We start from the raw sequence: 20,680 nt of genomic DNA, 5'->3' as shown, positions 1-20,680 counted from the left end.
GTCTGCGGTTTGATTACAACCGTGTCTTCGGTTCTATAGCCTGCGGTCTACGGTTTGATCGCCTGACTCTTTTAAGATACAAGGGGCGGGTTCACCAACTATAATCGTCAATAATCGACAATCTCAAAAACCCGCCCCCACCCAACCAAAAATCACCATGTACATTGTTCCGATGCGATGCAAATTCCAGGTTGATGTGGGCGATCGGTGGTGGGGGGCGGGTTTATCTAGATTGTCGGTATTCGTTAGATATTGTTGGTAAAACCCGCCCCTACAAAATCTCGGTAAACCTATTGTACAAAAATACCTTGCATTCCCCCCACAAACAATGTAAAATATCCCAAACATGGGCCATAAAAAATGAACGAAAAACGCCGTGAATCCTACCTCACCCTGATCCAATCTCTCCTCACCTGCCCCAGCGACGAAGAAATCACCATCCTGCAAAACAATCTCGAATTATTAGACGATGGTTTTGCCCAATACTTGCGCGAGTGGGCAACTCAAACTCTCGCAGAAATGGAGTCAGAGGAAGCATACAATTTCGCGGGTAATCTCTACAATTTTAATATTACAATTTCCAGTTTTCCGCTAGGAAGTCGCGCCGCTAATATAGAAATTGCGATTGCTTGTTTAGAAGTAGGACTAATTATTTTTACTCGCGAAGCTTACCCAAAAAATTGGGGATACAATCAAAACAGTCTGGGTATTAAATATAGTGACAGAATCAAGGAAGACAGGGCCGAGAATATCGAAAGGGCGATCGCCTGTTATGATTTGGCATTATTAGTTCGTACCCGCGCCACTTTTCCCCAAGATTGGGCTGATACTCAAATTTGTTTGGGATCTGCTTACAGTGACAGAATCAAGGGAGACAGAGGTGAGAATCTCGAAAGGGCGATCGCATTTTATGAAGCTGCTTTAGAAGTTCATACCCGCCAAGCTTTTCCGGAACGATGGGCAATGACTCAAAATAATTTAGCAAATGCTTACAGTCACAGAATTAGGGGAGACAGAGGTGAGAATATCGAAAAGGCGATCGAATGTTATGAAGCTGCTTTAGAAGTTCGTACCCGCCAAGCTTTGCCTCAAGATTGGGCAACGACTCAAAATAATTTAGCAGCAGCTTACAGTAACAGAATCAGGGAAGACAGGGCGGAGAATATCGAAAGGGCGATCAAATGTTCTGAAGCAGCTTTAGAAGTTTACACCCGCCCAGCTTTGCCTCAAGATTGGGCAATGACTCAAGAAAATCTGGCTTATGCTTATCAGGAAAAAGGACTAATTCCCGAAGCAATAAAATATTTTAAATTATCTTTAGAAATCTTAAAACCGGATACTTTACCCCTTAGCTGTCTCAAAGCCGCGAGAAGCCTAGGCAATATAGGATTTACAGAAAGTTTGTGGGAAACCGCCATATTCGGCTACGAAAAAGCCATCGAAGCAGTCGAACAAAGCCGCGAGTGGATAGCCTCCGAAAACCGCAAACGCGAAATCATCGGCGAAAATCTCAACGTCTACGAAAAAATGATCCAATCCTGCATCAACCACCACCAATATCACAAAGCCATTCAAACAATCGAACGCAGCAAATCCCGCTACCTAGTCGAACTCTTCACCAACAGCGAAATCTATCCCAAAACAGCCACCGCCACCGAAAAACAGCAACTCCAAAACCTGCGCCGCCAAATCATCTCCCTCCAACAATCCCCTCAACAACAACAAGATAATTTGGCAACAGCATTACAGCAACTAGAACAATACCTAGAAATCTTCAAACAGCGAGAACCAGAATTCAAACTAACTCAAAAAATCCAACCCATAGACATCCCCGAATTCCAGAAAACATTAGACACCGAAACCGCGATCGTAGAATGGTACATCGGCGGGCACGGGGGCACCGCCCCTACGGGTGGATTTGCCTTCATCATCACCCACAACAACATAGAATTAATCACATATACCACAACCGAAATAGCCGAACTAGAAACCTGGAAAAACGACTATCTCAACGAATACCGCGACAAAGACAAACAAAAAATCTGGCAACACACCTTGTCCGAAAAACTGCACAAACTCTCCGAAATCTTGCGCGTCAACGAGATAGTCGCCACAATTCCCAATCATTGCCGTCAACTAATCCTAATCCCCCACCGCTACCTGCACCTATTCCCCCTCCACGCCCTACCATTCACCTTAGAGGGCGGGCACGGGGGCACCGCCCCTACGAAATACCTCCTAGACTGCTTCCCCGACGGCGTGAAATATGCCCCCAGTTTGCAACTATTAGAACTCGTACAAAACCGCATCAAAACCCGCACATCTCCCGCCCCCGAACTTCAGCCATTATTTGCGATTCAGAATCCCACCGAAGATTTATCGAACGCCGATATGGAAGTACAAATCATCAAACAAAGATTCGACACCCATGATATCTTAATCAAACAACAAGCTACCAAAATCGCTTTCAACGAAAACCTCAAAAACCTCTCCAATGCTAGCTATATCCACTTTTCATGTCACGGAGTCTTTAACTTTGACTATCCGCTGCTGTCCCTTCTCGCCCTAGCCGATTCGATCGAGGAAAATAACGATACAGATGCAGAAAGGCGCTATGTGACAATGCGAAGCGGGCGAAAAGCCATCCCCGAAAAATGCCTAACCTTGCGAGAAATATTTGCCGATTTAGAGTTAAGTAAGTGCAATCTCGTGACACTCTCCGCCTGCGAAACTGGGTTAACCAGTTCAACAGAAATGACTGATGAGTACATTGGTTTACCCAGCGGCTTCTTGTATGCTGGGAGTATGAATGTTGTGAGCACATTGTGGTCAGTCGATGATTTTGCGACGGCGATTTTAATGATAAAATTTTATCAGGAATTGCTACCGAAAGTTTCAGTCGCAGTCGCTTTGAACGCCGCCCAAAACTGGATGCGCGCCGTCACCAAGGAGGATTTTGGAGTTTGGGTGAAATCCTTAAATTTAGATAAAAAATCTGGGCAAAGTGTGGAACTGTGGTTAGTATCATCGCTAGAGGAACGGCCTTTTAGTCATCCCAAGTATTGGGCGGCATTCTGTGCTACTGGATATTAGGAAACAGGTTTTTCGATATCTGCGATGGGTGGGGGCGGGTTTATGAATTTGGGGATGGGATGATACAAATGTCGGCGAACCCGCCCCTACAAATTTGGGTATTCTTGATGTATGATTGTCTTACCCAATTCCGTAGGGGCGGGTTCACCAACCATCTTTGATTCCGACAAAAAAATCACAAAAACCCGCCCCCACCCAACCAACCAACCCTGACATTTTATTAACGGAGAATTGTTTTATGGAACCCGAAAAAGTTATCATTGTCTTCTTCAAATGGTTGCGCGAAAATCCGAGCATTTTCATGCCCACAGCATGGCAAGATTTACCGAAACTAGATACAGAAATAGCAGAATCAGCCGATGATGAATTATTTCCCATTGCTATGACTATCAGCAAGTGGTGTGCCCATCATGGATTGGGAGATACATTAAGAGAACAAGCGCGGAAAGATATCGACGATGCCGGCGAACCCACCCCAACCACACAGCAGATGTTAACCAATACTACTCAAACTCTGCGTCAAGACATTGAAGAAACTTACGAAAAACTTCAACAACTAGATGCACAGAAATCAGATAAAGACAATGACTCAAAATAGTAAAATCTATGCCCCCAATGTCTATCTATTTGCCTATCACCTCTGCAAACCCTCAGAAACAGAGTCGAGTTCTCCTGTAGAATTAACCAAACTGTGGGAAAAGTGCAACGAGATATTGCAAACTAAATTAGCAGTCGGTAAAGCATTCAACGGCAGCTATTTACCCAAAAAAGATGAACCTCTCGGATGGCGAGTTGAACTAATTAACAAACAAGTTGTCGGCGGTCGAAATTCTCTCGCTTTTGCTAAGGATATTTCCTTTGACAACCAGCAAATTAGCCTCAAAGGTTTCGCCCAACCGCTGCGGATTGATGACAGCTATGCTTTGGGTTTGCAAATTCGCGTCCCCGAAAAAGTTAACAATATTAAAACGCCCGCTGTCGATGTTAGCATCTTCAAAGAATTTAATCCCGATAACTGCTTGCTGCCGGATTTTGTGCAAAGCTATTTCGGGCAAACTCTGCTGATTACGGCTTGGCTGAGTGTCGAACAAAACCAGGCCGCGCGGGAAGATTCGCAGTTTCTAAAAGGTTTAGCCCAACAGTGTCTAGAAAAGTTAATTTCCGGTGACAATCTGCCGAATTTTTACCGTCAAGGCGAGTTATTCGGTAGCCCAATTTTAGAATACGGCGATCCAAATCGCCAAGATACTGACTACAACATTATAGTCTGGTTTTTCAACAGTTCTGCAACTGAGGAAATCTGGGATGAGACGCGGTACAGCGATTTTGTCGAGTTATTTTTGTACCGCAATAAGATTCTCCGCGCCTATCGCGATACCCGCAAACTTTACCGGGTGATTAGCGAGGAATACAAACAAATTGAACTCAATATCGACGCGACTTTTAATTATTTGCGGCAAGACGAAGCCCAGCAGCAGCAATTGAAAGGTGCGGGTTTAAAGGAAGAGGAATTAGAACGTCTCGAACGTCAGACAATCGAGATGCCGCCGCGCGCTGTCAAGTATGCCCGGTTGCTGATGCAGTTGGAATTTAGACAAAATACGATCGCAATTAACGCCAAAAACTACCAAGATAAATTATATCAGATAAGTCTTGACTTAAAATCTCGGAAGAAATACAATGAAAGTGAGTGTGATTTAAGCTTTCTCGAATTATTCAGCAAAGAAACCTCGCCGCAGTTTCAAGCACAAATCAAAGGTGACTTAGGCTACTTCAGCCACGGCACCGGCTTGCTAGACAAAGCAATGGAAGCAATTCGAGGAGTTGTCGCCATTGAAGAAGCTTATCGCGATGCAAAATTAGAAGTCACGATTCAAGCTGTCGGCTTTGGTTTGGGAGTCGCCGGAATAGTCTCTGGTAGTTCTCCTTATTTAATTAAACAAGATCAGCCGAATCAGGTAATTGCTTTGCCTTTCCTGAAGGTGGGAATTAATTCTTTTGTGTTGGTATTGTTGATTAGTATCGGCGCGGGAGTTGTGGTTTGGGGTTTGGTGATGTTGGGCGCAAATTTCAAGAATATTCGGGCTAAATTTAAATAAACCCGGCGGTTGAAACCGCGTCTACACAGACGAAACCCGCCTCCGCGGGTTGAAGATTTTACCTCTTCGTCCACGGAGGTGGACATCGTTTGTGTAGCCGCGATTTCCAATCGCCGTGAATTCTAATCGCCTTTAAAGTAATTTAATATTGAGGAACAGACGAATCTACTTCTTGACTCCAAGCAGTAATCCCGCCCTTAACATTAATTCCCTCAATTCCGGCTTCCTTCAAGATGCCCAAGGCCTTCGCAGAACGGCCGCCCATTTTGCAATGTGCAATCAAGCGATGTCCGTTCAACAATTCTTTGACCTTCGCAACACCTGCGCCGTGTTCGATATCCGGTAATGGAACCAAAACTGACCCAGGAATTTGAGCAATTTGATATTCGTTAGGATTGCGAACATCCAACAATACAAAATCCTTGGCGCCGCTGTCGATTAATTTTTTAAGTTCGGTGACAGTCATCTCAGGAATTTTCTGTTGTTCTGCTTCCTCGGCTTTAGCTTGAGGAATGCCGCAGAATTGTTCGTAATCGATTAACTTGTCAATTACCGGACGTATTGGATTCGGTCGCAATTTCAACTGACGGAATGTCATATCTAAGGCGTTGTACAGCAACAATCTGCCGCTCAAAGTTGTACCTTGACCTAAGATGATTTTGATAGCTTCCGTGGCTTGAATGCAGCCAATTACCCCAGGTAAAACTCCTAGAACGCCGCCTTCGGCACAGGAAGGAACCATCCCAGGAGGCGGGGGTTCTGGGTACAAATCGCGGTAATTCGGGCCGCCTTCGTAGTTGAAAACTGTTGCTTGTCCTTCAAATCGGAAGATGGAACCGTAGACGTTGGGCTTGTTCAAAAGCACGGAAACGTCGTTCATTAAATAGCGAGTCGGAAAGTTGTCCGTACCATCGATAATGATATCGTAGGGAGTGGCAATGGCGATCGCATTTTCGGAACTAACGCGAGTCTCGTACAAATCAACTTGACAAAAAGGATTGATTTCTAAAATCCGATTTTTCGCCGACTCAATCTTCGGCTTCCCAACCCAAGAAGTGCCGTGAATAACCTGGCGCTGCAAATTGGAATGGTCAACAACATCAAAGTCTACAATCCCAATGCGGCCAACACCGGCGGCTGCTAAATACAGCAGCAGCGGCGAACCCAGTCCTCCCGTACCGACGCAGAGCACGCTGGCTGCTTTGAGACGCTTCTGCCCTTCCAATCCAACTTCTGGCAGGATCAGGTGGCGAGAGTAGCGTTCGTATTCTTGTTTGTTGAGCTGGATCTCGTCCAGATTAGGATTTAGCATGATATTCTGTTATACGCCGATTTTGAATTACATCCTATCTGAATCTTTCGCATTTTTACGTGTTTGTTATGTTTAGTAATTATTTCTTAATCTGAGTCGGTTCGATCGCGATAATTTCCTCTGCTTGAAAGTTGCCCTCTGCGTCAAGACTCCAACTGCGGAGGTCTTCTGAACTGCCTTGTCGCACGGATACGATGATGTAAGAGTATTTGGCCCATGCCATTTTGCGATCGCACTCCGAGGGCACTGCCGGACAATCCGGGTGAGAATGATATATGCCGATAATATCAAGAGTGCGATCGCGCCCGTGTTTCATCGCCCGCAACATATCTTCAGGCTTAATAGCATATCTGCGTCTTTCTGTCAATCCTGTTTGTTCGGGCCAATTCTCCTGGGCTTCTGCACTCCAAGCATTGTCAGCCGGCCAAACTTCTACTAAAGTTTTAATATCGTCAGTGATTGTACCTAACAATAAACCGCAGCATTCTTCTGGATAAGCGCTTTCGCCGTGGCTGCGGATTGATAATATTTGTTCGGGGGAAAGTGCGATATTTTGCATTTTCTTGTAGGCTTTTTTAAACGAACCGCGAAGGTGCGAAGGACGCGAAGGAAGAGAGGAGAAGGGAAGGGAATTTTTTATATATAACTAATGTTAAATATGCCCGGTTTCTCTTCATAAATCTTGAGTTTATTAACGAAGAATCTCTGAAGAAACCGGGTTGATAATGCCGTGCGTAAGTGCTGGGCTATCTAGCCCTCAATTGCTATCAAGTAGGAGTTTGCTGCAATTCGGGCCGTTCATCTGCGACGATCGCATTTTCGACTGGACACACCTGCAAACAAATGCCGCAGTCTATGCAGGTATCGAAGTCAATCCAAAACCAATCAGTGCCTTTGACGTTTTTGCCGGGGCCGGGATGAATGCAAGCAACTGGACAAGCGCCGACGCAATCAGCAACTCCTTCGCAGATATTTGTAACGATAGTGTGCGCCATGTTTCTATTTTAGATTTTAGATTTGGGATTTGGGATTGGAAATTATATCATGTCTTTCTAACTACAACAATACAATTGGTTCATAGTGAAGAGTTTAGTTTTAGGGTTTTTTGCGGACTAAAGTCCTCACTACGAACCTGGTTAGAATTTTATTCTTTTGGTTTTTTGCGGACTGAAGTCCTCACTACGAACCGTTTTTATTGCTGGTAATTTGTTGGACACGATCTTAGGAATTAGGTTTCAAACAGATCCTAGTTTACTGTTTCAATTGTTGGGACGCCTTCGGCATTTACCCAAGCAATTTGAGCGATTCTGCGATCGCGCGCGTAGTCTCTAGCAGCCTCCTCTGTCTCCCGACTCTCCAAATCTATCTCCACCCGCACTAGGGGAGTAGACTCTCGGAGTTGGCGGGCATAATCAAAGGCCGCCGCCGCTGCTTCCGGTGTTTGAGGCACTACCAACCATTCGCTAGCTGCTGTTTCTGTGGGCAATTGACCCTCTGTCAACAAAACTTGGTGCAAATCTTCAATATTCAGACAAAACCCGATGCCGGGGGAATTTTGCCCTTGGGGGTCGAACAGTCCTAGCAGTTGGTCGTACCGTCCGCCTTGTCCTAATACTCGCTGTCCGCTTTTGCTGCTGCTGACAACTTCAAACACTATTCCAGTGTAATAGTCAAAGGTTTGAATTAAACTCAAATCGAGGTGGATGTGAGATTTCAGATTGGGGATTTTTGCTTGACATTTTTCCAGCAGTTCGATCGCACTTTTGAGTTCATTTAATGCTGCTTGCTGCGGCACATCTAAATCCAGCTTCGCCACAATCTCCAATACCTCTTCTGGCTTGCCGCGCAAGTCAAACAACAGCAGAGCTCTTTCTCGCAATTCGTCCGACAGCGGCAAAGTTTCCAAAGCTATGCGATCGAGATTGGCGATCGCGCCGCGCACTTTTTGGCGCACGTTTGGCCCAAACGGTTCTAGCAAAGTTGCAGTTAAGCCCGCTTCTCCCAGCACCAAATGCCAGTCATCAATTTCTAAGTTTTGCAAGCACTCAGACAGCAGCAGCAGCACTTCCGCATCCGCAACGCTCCCGCCCGCGCCCAGCAGTTCTACCCCCGCTTGATAGAACTCCTGTTGCCCGCCTGAACCCGTATCCGGGCCTTTGCGGAAGACATTGGCGTTGTAGTAGAGGCGCTGGGGCTGCCAATTTGTCCCGGACATCCGCATTGCAGCCGCGCGGGCGATGGATGCTGTCAATTCTGGCCGCAAGCCGAGTTCTCCATCTTCAGCGTCTTGGAGTTGAATTAAGGTCGATCGGTCGATCGCGCCCCCAGCCATCAACGTCTCCAGCCTCTCTAGAGTAGAAGTAATAATCCGGTGATAGCCCCAGCGGTGAAACACCTGCTGCAAGCGCCGTTCGATCGCAATTTTTTGAGCAACGTCAAGGGGCAATAAATCTCTTGCACCCGATGGGGGTTGGTGAACCATATCAATTTTAGATTTTAGACCTTAGATTCTATACCAATTTCACAAAAGAATGCCACTTCAGGCAAGTTCCCAACTCTCACCAGTCAATTATTCCCCATTCTTTAATTGAAAATCGTATTTGATTGGACTTAGAAGCTTGCCTTTAAGACACCTTGTTAAAGTCGAACGCCGCCACCCTAACATTCGACTTTAACAAATTAAAGTATCAACAATACGCTTGGGATCGGAAGACCGGGCGCTTGAAACCGCCGTATTATCTTTTCAACGATGATTCAAAACAGACAACTGAACAACTGACAACTGACAACTGACAACTTATCATTTTTTCTTCCCGCCAAACAAACTTGCAAAAAATCCCGGTTTCCCCTCACTTTTTTTATCCTTTGCGGAAGCTTGTTCCAGCTTTTTCTTAACCTCCAAAGCCGTCGGTTCTTCAGGATTTGATGCCAAAGCTTTTTGCACCTCAAGTTTTGCCATTGTGGCTTGATTTTGTTGAAAGTAACACATTGCTAACAAACCGTGAGCTTTGCTGTGTTTCGGTTCGCGCTTCAGGGCTTCTTTCAACTCCAAAGTTGCTTTGGCATAATTTTTGCTGTCCATGAATCCTTGGGCTCGGATGCAAGATTGATCGGCCAGCGAGTCTTTGAATGCTGGGACTCTGGGTGGCGGTGCGGCGGCAGGAGTTGCAGTCGCAGGAGTTGCGGCGGGAGTTGCTGCTGCTGGGGTTGCTGTTGCAGTTTGGTTTGTGGCTTTTGGGGGTGAACCGGCAGAAACCACACCGCCAAGGCGCTCTTTTCGCAGCAGGTAAACCATGTTCAGTTCGCTAATTTGATCGATCGCATCTTGGGTTTCTTGAACCGACTCGTACTGCTTGAGAGCGAGTTTGCCAACTGCTGTTTTATAAGCTTCTTCCAAATCTTTAGCGGTAGCTAACTCTTTGGCTGCTGCGCTTTCGACTTGCATTTTTGCTTGTTCTTTAGCAACGCGCTTGGCGATAGCTGCTAATAGCAGGTTGTATTCTTTGCGATCGCTTTCCTTAGAGAATTTGTTGTAGGCGGGATTGACCACTTTTGACAAAAATTGGTTGGCCCACTCTTTATCCGCTTGGTCTTCAAAAGAGCAAGTATCCGAATGCAAGCGGCGGGCGATTTTCATGTAGCGCTTGCGGATGTCGTTAAACTCTGCGTCTAGGGGAATTCCCAAAATTGCGTGCTGATCTGTAAAGTCGTACTTGAACAGCCCTTTTGTCATTTCAAAAGACATAACTTTTACTCTCGCTTTCCTGACTTTTGACTATTCTTTAATGTAGCTTGACTTCAGGGGTTGTGACCCCCGTACTATCCCTGAGTCCTTGCTGTCGAAGCGCTACCTCCAGGAAGATAAGGGCGGAACTGAAAGCAATGCACCGCTGAGTTCGGCGTGTATTTTGCCGTTTGTCGCCAAAACCCGACCCGAGCTCATCTCAAAGGCACCGCCGTCATAGGCTGTAACTTCACCTCCGGCTTCAGAAACGATGAGTACACCGGCTGCTACATCCCAAGGGGAGAGTCCCCGTTCCCAGTATCCGTCCAATCGCCCGCAGGCTGTATGTGCGAGGTCTAGGGCTGCGGAACCGCTGCGCCGCACGCCTTGGGTGAGGTGGGTGAGGTGACAGAATTCGGCATAGTTATTGTCTGCTGTTTCGCGCCGATCGTATGCAAAGCCAGTCACTAGCAAGCTGGTTCTCAATTCTAAACTTTGCGAAACTGCGATCGGCTTACGGTTGCAAGTTGCGCCCAATCCTTTACCAGCTCGAAACAATTCGTTATGTAAAGGGTCGTAAATTACGCCAATTTGTGGTATGCCGTCGATTAAAAGTCCGATCGACACAGCGTAAAAAGGATATTGGTGAGCGTAATTAGTTGTACCGTCCAAAGGGTCGATCGCCCACAGGTATTTGCTAGTTGCATCCCCTAATTTGCCCGATTCTTCAGCGAGGATGGCGTGTTCGGGTACGAAGCGACCCAGAATTTCTAAGATGACGGCTTCAGAGGCTTTGTCGGCTTCTGTGACTAAATCGCCCGATCGGCCTTTTTCTTGAACATTTTCTAATTTGCCGCAGAAAGATTGCAGTACGGAACCAGCGGCGAGGGCTGCTTCGGTGGCTATTTCTAAGTAGTTTTGGAGTTGATTGTCTATCATTGGGAAGTAAGAACGAAGAAGGAAGAAGAAGAAGTAAGAAGGAAGAAGTAAGAAGTAAGAACGAACCGCGAAAGGAAGAGGGGAGGCATCTCAGTTTTGTATTTATAGTGCGAGCGTCCCCGCTCGCGTATTTACAATACGCGAGCGGGGACGCTCGCACTCAAAGAAAAAATGCTTTTTACAAAAAGTGAGATGCTGCCGGAAGAGGGAACAATAATCCCGAATGACAACTGCCAACTGCCAACTGTCAACTGTCAACTGCCAACTGTCAACTGCCAACTGCCAACTGTCAACTGACTATTTCTGATTTTGTTGTCGGAATTCTGCGGGAGTTTGGCGCAAAGCTCGTTCTGGATTCCACAGGCCTTTACCCATGACTCTCGCCCATTCTTGAGCGTTGGCGAGTCGCTGTTGATATTTGGTATTGCGCGATCGCACCGAGGCCAAAACATAACCTTCTTTGACTAGCAGTTCGTTGAGCAAAATTTTATCTTGCCACAAATAGGCTAATTTGCGATCGAACTGGTCTTTCTGTTCGATGTCCGATTCTAGCAATACCTCTTTCCCCCCAATTAGCTGTTCTAATCTTTGTTTCGCTGCTTCTCCCCAAGGCTGCTGTTTTAAATCGGGTGCATCAATCCCAATCAGCCTGATTTGCTCTAATAAGGCAATTTTGTCGGCTGTACTGATAACTTCGATTGTTTGGCCGCTGATAGCCCTTTCTACTTTGGCGATCGTACCTTGGGGCATTTCTGGTTTTTCGCAGCTAGCTAACAACACGCAAAGGGCGATCGCAAATAACCGATAAAGCAGCATTGGGAATAGGGAATGGGGAATGGGGCATTGGGAATTGGGAATTGGGAATGGGGAATTGGGAATTGGGAAGCTATTTTGCATTTAAATTGTGTATCAAAAATCAATTAAACTCTTTTGTGGGGTGGGCTTCTAGCCCGCCCCCAACAAGCAATTCAAAGGCGCAACAGCTTACCAAATTTGCTCTCATTCTTCATCCAACGGCAAACCGACTTTCACTTTACCCTTACCGAAATAGCGGCCGAATTGCAATTCGTACACTTCATCTTCGTCTTGCGTCTCTACCTCAATATTGGAACGCGGATAGCAGACGCACAGCAGCGCATAACCCTCTTTTTGCAGTTCCACAGAAAGTCCCATTGCTTCAGGCTGGTGCAGTTGTCCCGACTTGACGCGCACCGCACAGGCTGTACAAGCGCCGTTACGGCACGAAAACGGCAATTCCACGCCTTGATTTTCAGCACTTTGCAGGATGTACCTGTCTTCGGGTACTCGCACAGTGTGGCGATCGCCCGTTTGTCTGTTATGAATTTTAATTGTGTAGGAGCGAGTCATCAAAATTATGGGTAGAAACCCCGTCCTAAAAGGACGGCTTTGCGTTTTTGAATTTACTATCGCCTTGGGATTGGTTGACTTGGTGTACTTTTGTATTGCACTTTGGGCGGGACAATTACCGCTTCAAATTTTCCAATCCTGTACGCATAGTAATTCGCTCAATTGAGCCTCCCTTTCGGGGTAATGTTAGCTTCGCCAATGTTTTTAGAGCTTGTTCGGCTAGTGGCACTGTTTCAGTGACCTTAAAACTGTTTAACCACTAGCGACAGAGCAAGAGACTAGCTTCGCATCTCGAGGTGTCGTGGCTCAAAAAACGTAGTCAGTTAAGACTTAGGCTGGTCAGAACGGCTTGTTTGATTTCTCTTCCAAGCCTCATGCCGTCGCGGCTGAGGTTCCTAACAGGGATTTTAGATTTTAGATTTTAGATTGGACTTGGGGGACAAAATCCTTGATATGAATGCGTTTGAGACATAGGATAGGATAATTTTACTCGCCCGTTTGACACCCTACCCACATTAAACAACAAATTTATGCCGTTACCCCTTCCCAAATCAGATTTGTTCTGCTAAGATAGTTTAGCTGTGGCTGAATGAATTCATTTAGCCCTGGAGAGGTGGCCGAGCGGTTGAAGGCGCACGCCTGGAAAGTGTGTTTAGGGCAACTTAACGAGGGTTCGAATCCCTCCCTCTCCGTTACACAGGCTGTTTAGGCAAAAACAACAGCTTGCAAAAAATATCTTGTATGAGATAAATATTTCAATTCGATCGCCCCTGAGTTTTTTTGATAAAAGCCTGGGGCGATTGCTTTTATATTTCTGAGTGTAAATCAGAATCTATTTGAGTATTTTAGGTGCAAGCTACAAGCCCTCCCCGCCAGCAAGTTAAGTATTTGTGGAACGGGCTTCTAGCCCGTTGCTAACTAAAATCAAGTAGGCTTCTAGCCCGGTGCTAAAATTAGTGCAAAATATCAGTGCGATCGAACTTAGCACCGCTGAGATTTGCCCCTGTAAACGAAGTACCCTCAGCATTTGCAATCTCTCGAACAATAGCAGAGAAAGAGACAAAGGAAAACCAAAAATACAGCAGCGGCAGCAAGGCGAAACACGTACCCAAAAACAGTTTCTGAGTGCTCAGAAAAGCGCTAGCCGTTGCAGAAAACAAAAAAGCTCCTCCGTAAGTTGCAACACTTCGGGCAGCTACGATCGCAATTTTAGCAAATTGATGCCGCATCCGGGAACTCACAAAAAACATTAACACACCGCCGATCGCCATTCCAGCAAGAGCAGCCTGAGAATTATTCTTAGTTGCAGTCCCAGCATAGAAAAATCCCAACAAAGCCCCTGATAGAATAGCAGAAATTGTTCCCGCCAATCTACCCACTTTTGACGTTGGTGGCTGTGTGCGGGCGATCGCCCCAGCGATACCAGCAGCGCCCAAAACCCCGTACAGCAACAGCACAAAAGGCCAACTGCGAGAACCCGGTACCTGTCCTTGGGTTCCCAAAATCAGTCTAGTCAGAACATCGCCCACAATCACACAAATCGCGATCGCCCCAGCACTCAAAACAGCAAACTGTCGCCCCGAAAGCCCGATTTTGGCACCAATAAAATTCGCCCCTTCCAACTGAGCATTTCTGAAATTGCAGCCACGAACATCCGCACCCCCGAAATCAGCACCGTTAAGAACTTGTCCCCGGAACGATCGATTACACAAAACTTGATTGCTAAAATTATTGACATCCGAATAATTCATACTTCCCTACTCTTCCCTCTCTTAGGAATGAGAATTAAATAACTTACAATTGGATGGTTCGTGGGATGGGCGTCCCGTCCCGGAAAGACGGGCGGGACGCCCATCCCACTTTCAAGAGTGTAAATTATTTAATTTGCGATCCTTATCTTCCTTCGCATCCTTTGCGTCTTCGCGGTTCGTTAAAAAATCTCCGTCACAAAATGAAACTAACCAATCCGCTCAAAATCAAACAAATCTCTCATATTATCGGTTTCGGAATCTTGCTCGCACCAATACTAATCTATAACATTCCCTACTTTTCGCGTCCAGCACAAACAAACGAAGTGCGATCGCTATTTCAAGGAATCGCCTACCGACGGGAATTTCGCTCAAATCCGCGTCCCGTCGTCATTCACACTGTTAGCATCGATCTCAAAGCGCCAGGAATTGGCATTTTTGTCACACCCGGAACCGCCACACCCGATTTAACCGAAACCAACGCCCGCATCGCTACTGAATTCCTCAAAGAATTTAAATTGCAATTAGCAGTCAACGCCAATTTCTTTTATCCCTGCGTTGAGGAAGCACCTTGGAATTATTATCCCCGCAGTGGCGATCGAGTAAATAACGTCGGACACGCCATTTCCAAAGGCCAAGCTTACTCTCAACCAGAATCACACTTTCCCGCCCTTTGTTTTGACACCAACAACCGCGCCCAAATAATCGAAAACGGCACTTGTCCTCAGGGAACAGCCTATGGAGTTGCGGGAGATACTGTACTGGTGAAAAATGGCAAAGCCCTAGCACAAAGCCCGGAAAAAAGCAAGGATGATAAACCTTATCCGCGAACAGTTGTGGCGATCGATAAAACAGGCGAAAAATTGTGGTTCATTCTCGCAGACGGCAAGCAGAGGATGTACAGTGAAGGGCTGAAGTTGAGCGAAATAACAGAGATTTCGATGCAGTTAGGAGCCGATACAGTCCTAAATTTGGATGGCGGCGGATCGGTAACTTTGGCAGTAGCATCGCCCTCAGGAGCAAAACTGTTGAATGCTCCGATTCAGAACAAAATTCCCATGCAGCAGCGTCCAATTTCCAATCATTTAGGGTTTTACGCGCGGGAAAATTAGGGTTGCAAACAGCCGCGCAGGAACTTGGTAGCATCAACAGATGTTGGTTCGGATGAGTGAAATTGTTACAAATCTTCATCGGCGAGATAACGGCCTGCATCGTCAGCAGCCTGAATGAGTTAGATTTCGGCGCGAGAGTGCGAATTTTCCCAGGCTGCTAAGCTGACTATTCGGGCTTTCGGGATTAATTCTTTGGCTTTTTCGCTTAATTGTAGAGTCATACACAAATGGGTAGTCGCTAATGACAGAAAGATGGCTGATTAGAATTGTACGATAATTGCGATCGGCATCACTGCCAATCAACATAAATCTGGACTAGCTTAATTGAATATTGTTTAAATTTTGACTTTAATGCAAAAATTACTAGGACAGCGACAACAAAAAAAGACACCCAAGAGCAAGTTTCAATTTGTGCAGGATAAAAATATACTCATAGCATCATTAATAATTCCTGCGATACACTTCGGTCTTTGCAAAATATACCTATTAATCTCATCCGAGAATGGAACAGTAGCAATTTGGCCGTCAGCAGGTCTTTTTTTGGCAGCTTTCCTCCTGCTGGATTGGCGGATTTTACCTGTTCTATTTATCAGCGATTTGATGGTAAAATATATGATGTTTTTCCCACAAGACTTGCTGGTAAGTAGTTTAACTGCTTTTGGGAATATCGTCGATCTGCTAGTAGCAAGTTTTCTAATTAATCGCTTCGTAAAATACCGAAATTTACTAGATAGATCCCAGGATGTTTTCAGATTTTTTGTGCTGCAATTACCCAGCCCTATCGTCAACAGCACTCTCGCGGCTACCGTACTGTGCGTGCAAGGCATGAGCCCCTGGAGTGCTTACCCAGAAGTTTGGCGGAGTTGGTTTACCTCAATCATTGCTGGTACGCTGATTGTGACGCCAGCAATTTTGACCTGGGCTCAGCAACCCAGGCAGTCCGAAAAACTCCGGCCTCCGCAGATTGCAGAATTTGGACTTTTGCTACTGTTGCTGGTTGTCATCAGCAAAATCGCCTTTTGGCAACAGTATCCCCTCGAATACATGATGATTCCGCTGCTGATTTGGTCGGCATTTCGATTCACATCGCGGGAATCGACTTTGCTGGTGGTGATTGTTTCGGCGATCGCAGTTTTTGGAACATCCCACGGTTTGGGTTCCTTTGTCAGATCTTCCCTCAACGAATCGCTGTTTCTGCTGCAATCTTTTATCGGTGTTGTAGCCGTTACCACCTTTGTTTTATCTGCGGTAATTAACGAAAATAAACAAGCAGCAGCCAAGCTCAAAAAACTGAATAATGAGTTAGAACAGCGAGTAGAAGAACGCACAGCTCAACTACAAGAAGCCAAAGAAGTGGCTGACGCGGCCAACCAATCGAAAAGCGACTTTCTCGCCAATATGAGCCACGAACTCCGCACTCCCCTCAACGGGATTTTGGGCTACGCTCAAATCATGAACCGTTCCCAATCTTGGGGAGAAAAAGAGCGTAATGGCGTGAACATTATTTACCAGTGTGGCTCCCATCTTTTGACACTGATTAATGATATTCTCGATCTCTCCAAAATTGAAGCAGGCAAATTAGATTTGCATCCGAAAGTTTTTCATTTTCCCTCTTTCTTGCAAAGCATTGTTGAGATTGTTCGCATCCGCACCGAACAAAAACAAATTGATTTGATTTATCTCCCAGATGCTGAACTTCCCCAAGGCATAGAAGTCGATGAAAAACGCTTGCGTCAGGTGTTAATTAATTTACTGGGAAATGCCGTCAAATTTACAGATAAAGGCAGCGTAACTTTCAAGATAGAAGTAATAAAACCCGAGTTTTTATCACCTGCGGAATCTGCAATCGAAAATCCCAAATCCCAAATTAAACATCGACTGATTCGCTTCCAAATAGAAGATACAGGCGTCGGCATGACTCCCGATTCTCTGTCAAAAATATTTACACCTTTTGAGCAAGTAGGAGATAGCAACCGCAAAACAGAAGGCACCGGACTCGGACTGGCAATTAGCACCGAGATTGTCAATTTAATGAACAGTCAAATAGAAGTTTATAGTGATTTTGGCAGCGGCAGCACCTTCGCTTTTACTGTCAATTTTCCCTTAGCTGCTGACTGGGCAAATGCAGCCGCAGCCGCTACTGGGAAGAAGATTGTGGGCTATCATGGAACTCAGAAAACAATTCTGATCGTCGATGACAACTGGCAGAACCGTTCCGTGATTGTTTGCCTCCTGGAACCAATTGGTTTTGCAGTAGTCGAAGCTGAAAATGGCGAGGATGGCTTAGCAAAAGCAGCTCAAATAAAACCGGATTTAATCATCGCTGATTTGTGGATGCCTGTGATGGACGGCTTTGAAATGCTGCGGCTGTTGCGGAGTTCAGAAGCATTAAAAAACGTGCCTGCTGTCGTCTCGTCTGCTTCTGTCTATGAAATGGACATCCAAAAAAGTTTGGATGCTGGGGGCGATGATTTTCTGCCGAAGCCGGTGCAAATTGAGGAATTATTTTCGATCGTGCAAAAGCATTTGCAAATTGAATGGAAGTATCAGGAGACAGCCTCAATTGAATCTGCTGGCGAACAATTAGCACCAAAACCTATATTTAATTCACCTCAGGCAACTTTAGCCATGACAATTCCTGCACCGGAAGAATTAGCTTTGTTGCTGAAATTAGCCCAGCAGGGTCGCTTGAAAAAACTTACTGAAGAAGTTAAGCGCATCGAACAACTCGACAAGAGTTATACTCAATTTATGCAGCCAATTCTGCAATTGGCAAAGAGCTTTCAATCGGACAAAATTGAAGATTTTCTCAACCAGCATATCAACTAACAGGAGAAAATATTTATGTCAGAAGCTGAGTTAATTTTAGTGGTAGATGATACGCCCGCCAATCTGGATGTCATCTCCGAGGCGTTGACGGATGCGGGTTATGAAGTTGCGATCGCGATTGACGGCGAACGAGCTCTCAAGCAAGTTCAGTATACGCTGCCGAGTTTAATTTTACTGGATGTGATGATGCCGGGAATTAACGGGTTTGAAACCTGCCGCCGCCTCAAAGCATCCGAGGCTACCAAGGACATTCCTGTGATGTTTATGACGGCTTTGTCGGATACAGCAGATAAGATTAAAGGATTTCAACTCGGTGCGGTTGATTATATCACTAAACCTTTTGAAGAAATGGAGGTATTGGCGCGTGTCAACACTCACATAAAACTTCGCAATCTCAATAAAGAATTAGAACAGCGAGTAGCCGATCGCACGGCGGAACTAACTGCTGCTTTGATACAAGTTAAGCAATCGCAGCTTCAGTTAATTCAGAGCGAAAAAATGTCGGCTTTGGGCAATTTAGTCGCTGGTGTCGCTCACGAAATCAACAATCCAGTGGGTTTTATTTATGGCAATATCAAGGAGTTAAATTTGGCGATCAAAGATATCTTTCGCCACTTGCGGCTTTATCAGCAAGAATGTCCAAATCCGGGTAAAGATATTGAAATCCACGCCGCAGATATTGATTTAGAATATGTGTTGAAAGATACAGCAAAGATGTTATCGTCAATGGAAGTGGGATGCGATCGCCTTCGCAACATCAGCACTTCCCTGCGAACCTTCTCCCGCGCCGATACGGCTGTGAAAGTCTCGGCTAACATCTGCGATGGGATTGACAGCACGCTGATGATTTTGCAGCACCGCCTGAAAGCTCAAGATACTCGTCCCGAAATTCAAGTTATCAAAAAATATGGAGAGATTCCCCCGATAAAATGCTATTTGGGACAACTAAATCAGGTATTTATGAATGTGATTTCAAATGCGATCGATGCTGTGAATGAGTGCAGTTACGGACGCAATTTTGCGGAAATTGCAGTGGCTTGTAATACAATTATTATTACTACAGAATTAACTCAAGACAGAGAAAGAGTGGTAATAAAAATTAAAGATAATGGTAAGGGTATTTCAGATGATGTAAAATCACACATTTTTGACCATTTGTTCACTACAAAATTAGTCGGGGAAGGGACGGGGTTGGGTTTGTCGATTAGTCGCCAGATAGTGGAAGAAATACACGGCGGTAGTTTGACTTGCTCTTCGGTGTTGGGTGAGGGGGCTCAATTTGCGATCGCACTGCCGATCGATTAATGCGATAATTTTAGAACGATCCCCCGCAGCCATTTGATTGTTCTTGATGTGCAGCCTGCTTTGTAAAACTTACTCAAACTTAACTAAATCGGTCGATCGCACAATTTTTACAAGCTCATCAACCGTACCTCTCTTGGGGTGGCGATTTGACCGAGGAAGCCCAGCAGTTTTTCCCGCGTCGGCGTTGCTGTGGAGTCGCCCTTAGGAAACAACGGAAGTTGTGAAGACTGGCGTTTTCGTAACCTTGAAAGACTATCTGGCTGCTGAGTTGGATTTGGTCGATCGCGCCCAAGCCGTGACAGGTAGCTCAAATTTAGATAGTATTTTACAAGCTCAACTGTGCTATCTGCGGTATCGTGCCGAAAAAAAACCGGGCCGGGGAATGTTGAAGCGGTTCTGCGGCGAGGAATCGACTAAGCGAGTATATTCACAGTTTTTTGTTAGATTGGGAACAGAAGCTGCCACAATTGGTATGTAACAAAAATTGATTTTAATAGAAACTTCAGCCACTATACTAATAAGTGTAGGTTGGCATGAGGAAAATGCCAATGGTCAAAAAAAATCGCAATGTAGTTAGTTCAAATCCAGAAAGCAAAGTCAAAGTCGGACTTTCGCTGACTCCTTCTAGTGCCGATCGATTGAACGCGATCGCTCGAAAGCTGGGAATATCAAGGTCGGAACTCCTAGAACGCTTGGCAAAAGGCGCTCTGGATATTTCTAAAGACAAGAGTCAAGTTAGTGTCACTTGGAAAAAAGGTGAAGAAACTGCGGTCGATACCGCTGAGTTGGAAGGGGAAACAGCCGAAGAAAGCGACATTAATGACGCTATAACGGCAGAAACCCTATTGGACTCGGTAAGCGTACAGTCAAATCCCCTGGAAGCAAGTTACGAATCTTTACAGCAGCAGTTGAGCGAAGGCGAAAGTGCGATCGCCGAATTGCAGCAGCAATTAGCTGACAAGCAAACTCTCGAAGCTCAATTGCAGGAAACTGTATCGAAGTCAAGTTACGAATCTTTGCAGCATCAATTCGCCGAAAAAGAACATTTGGCTAACGAATTGCAGCAGCAACTAGCCTCCAAATCTAGCGATTTGGAATCTTTGCAGCATCAATTGGGCGAAAAAGAACATTGGGCTAACGAATTGCAGCAG

18 protein-coding genes and 1 tRNA gene are annotated in these 20,680 nt (G+C 45.6%); 10 read left to right on the top strand and 9 right to left on the bottom strand.

The genetic code is table 11. The features are described 5' to 3' along the window. The first annotated feature begins 360 nt into the window (after positions 1-360). From JGK20_RS25540 to JGK20_RS25530, 3 genes are all read left to right on the top strand, one after another. Complete coding sequence (locus JGK20_RS25540) at positions 361-3,093, top strand: CHAT domain-containing tetratricopeptide repeat protein (RefSeq protein WP_293232586.1); 2,733 nt, start codon at positions 361-363, stop codon at positions 3,091-3,093. A 238-nt stretch (positions 3,094-3,331) separates the two neighbouring features. Further along, complete coding sequence (locus JGK20_RS25535) at positions 3,332-3,691, top strand: hypothetical protein (RefSeq protein WP_293232584.1); 360 nt, start codon at positions 3,332-3,334, stop codon at positions 3,689-3,691. Next, positions 3,678-5,192, top strand: coding sequence for a hypothetical protein (locus JGK20_RS25530; protein WP_293232582.1), 1,515 nt, complete (start codon positions 3,678-3,680; stop codon positions 5,190-5,192). The genes JGK20_RS25535 and JGK20_RS25530 overlap by 14 nt, the downstream gene beginning before the upstream one ends. Positions 5,193-5,334: 142 nt before the next feature. On the opposite strand, the gene moeB is transcribed toward JGK20_RS25530, so the two are convergent. From moeB to JGK20_RS25500, 6 genes are all read right to left on the bottom strand, one after another. Further along, complete coding sequence (gene moeB, locus JGK20_RS25525; RefSeq protein WP_293206756.1) at positions 5,335-6,504, bottom strand: molybdopterin-synthase adenylyltransferase MoeB; 1,170 nt, start codon at positions 6,502-6,504, stop codon at positions 5,335-5,337. A gap of 79 nt (positions 6,505-6,583) precedes the next feature. Continuing rightward, on the bottom strand, positions 6,584-7,063 hold the full coding sequence (locus tag JGK20_RS25520; protein WP_293206757.1) for a M67 family metallopeptidase: 480 nt from the start codon (positions 7,061-7,063) through the stop codon (positions 6,584-6,586). A gap of 208 nt (positions 7,064-7,271) precedes the next feature. After that, positions 7,272-7,499 (bottom strand): ferredoxin family protein, encoded by a 228-nt coding sequence (locus tag JGK20_RS25515; RefSeq protein WP_293130872.1) that lies wholly within the window; start codon positions 7,497-7,499, stop codon positions 7,272-7,274. A gap of 251 nt (positions 7,500-7,750) precedes the next feature. Further along, entirely contained in the window at positions 7,751-8,986 is a 1,236-nt protein-coding gene (locus JGK20_RS25510) for an ATP phosphoribosyltransferase regulatory subunit (RefSeq protein ID WP_293225956.1), read from the bottom strand. Positions 8,987-9,304: 318 nt separating this feature from the next. Next, complete coding sequence (locus JGK20_RS25505; RefSeq protein ID WP_293198631.1) at positions 9,305-10,249, bottom strand: tetratricopeptide repeat protein; 945 nt, start codon at positions 10,247-10,249, stop codon at positions 9,305-9,307. 102 nt (positions 10,250-10,351) lie between these two features. Next, positions 10,352-11,167, bottom strand: a complete 816-nt coding sequence (locus JGK20_RS25500) for an inositol monophosphatase family protein (protein WP_293185887.1) — start codon at positions 11,165-11,167, stop codon at positions 10,352-10,354. Positions 11,168-11,338: 171 nt separating this feature from the next. Between JGK20_RS25500 and JGK20_RS25495 the strand changes: the two genes are divergently transcribed. Then, positions 11,339-11,464: a hypothetical protein gene (locus tag JGK20_RS25495; RefSeq protein ID WP_293185885.1), complete on the top strand. Its 126-nt coding sequence runs from the start codon at positions 11,339-11,341 to the stop codon at positions 11,462-11,464. Here the strand turns inward: JGK20_RS25495 and JGK20_RS25490 are convergent, their stop codons facing one another. Next, positions 11,465-12,064, bottom strand: a complete 600-nt coding sequence (locus tag JGK20_RS25490) for a thermonuclease family protein (protein ID WP_363319172.1) — start codon at positions 12,062-12,064, stop codon at positions 11,465-11,467. Between the two features lie 102 nt (positions 12,065-12,166). After that, the gene (locus JGK20_RS25485) at positions 12,167-12,535 is read right to left on the bottom strand and encodes a 2Fe-2S iron-sulfur cluster-binding protein (protein ID WP_293155842.1); all 369 of its coding nucleotides are present in this window, start codon (positions 12,533-12,535) and stop codon (positions 12,167-12,169) included. Between the two features lie 607 nt (positions 12,536-13,142). Between JGK20_RS25485 and JGK20_RS25480 the strand changes: the two genes are divergently transcribed. Then, positions 13,143-13,227: transfer RNA gene (locus JGK20_RS25480), tRNA-Ser, on the top strand. Positions 13,228-13,488: 261 nt separating this feature from the next. Here JGK20_RS25480 and JGK20_RS25475 read toward each other — a convergent pair. After that, on the bottom strand, positions 13,489-14,286 hold the full coding sequence (locus JGK20_RS25475) for a pentapeptide repeat-containing protein (RefSeq protein WP_293185884.1): 798 nt from the start codon (positions 14,284-14,286) through the stop codon (positions 13,489-13,491). Positions 14,287-14,486: 200 nt separating this feature from the next. Here JGK20_RS25475 and JGK20_RS25470 point away from each other — a divergent pair, with 200 nt between their 5' ends. The 5 genes from JGK20_RS25470 to JGK20_RS25450 form a co-directional block, all read left to right on the top strand. Continuing rightward, the gene (locus JGK20_RS25470; protein WP_293232580.1) at positions 14,487-15,395 is read left to right on the top strand and encodes a phosphodiester glycosidase family protein; all 909 of its coding nucleotides are present in this window, start codon (positions 14,487-14,489) and stop codon (positions 15,393-15,395) included. Between the two features lie 351 nt (positions 15,396-15,746). Beyond that, complete coding sequence (locus tag JGK20_RS25465) at positions 15,747-18,224, top strand: MASE1 domain-containing protein (protein WP_293232578.1); 2,478 nt, start codon at positions 15,747-15,749, stop codon at positions 18,222-18,224. Between the two features lie 15 nt (positions 18,225-18,239). Beyond that, positions 18,240-19,529 carry a response regulator gene (locus JGK20_RS25460; protein WP_293185881.1) on the top strand — a complete coding sequence of 430 codons (1,290 nt, stop codon included), beginning with the start codon at positions 18,240-18,242 and terminating at the stop codon, positions 19,527-19,529. 220 nt (positions 19,530-19,749) lie between these two features. Further along, the gene (locus JGK20_RS25455) at positions 19,750-20,007 is read left to right on the top strand and encodes a hypothetical protein (RefSeq protein ID WP_293185880.1); all 258 of its coding nucleotides are present in this window, start codon (positions 19,750-19,752) and stop codon (positions 20,005-20,007) included. A 70-nt stretch (positions 20,008-20,077) separates the two neighbouring features. Next, on the top strand, positions 20,078-20,680 hold a 603-nt coding region (locus JGK20_RS25450), incomplete at its 3' end, for a ribbon-helix-helix protein, CopG family (protein ID WP_293232576.1).

The sequence above is a fragment of the Microcoleus sp. PH2017_05_CCC_O_A genome (assembly GCF_020738785.1).
Lineage (GTDB): Bacteria > Cyanobacteriota > Cyanobacteriia > Cyanobacteriales > Microcoleaceae > Microcoleus.
This window is presented reverse-complemented; position numbering and strand designations above follow the sequence as displayed.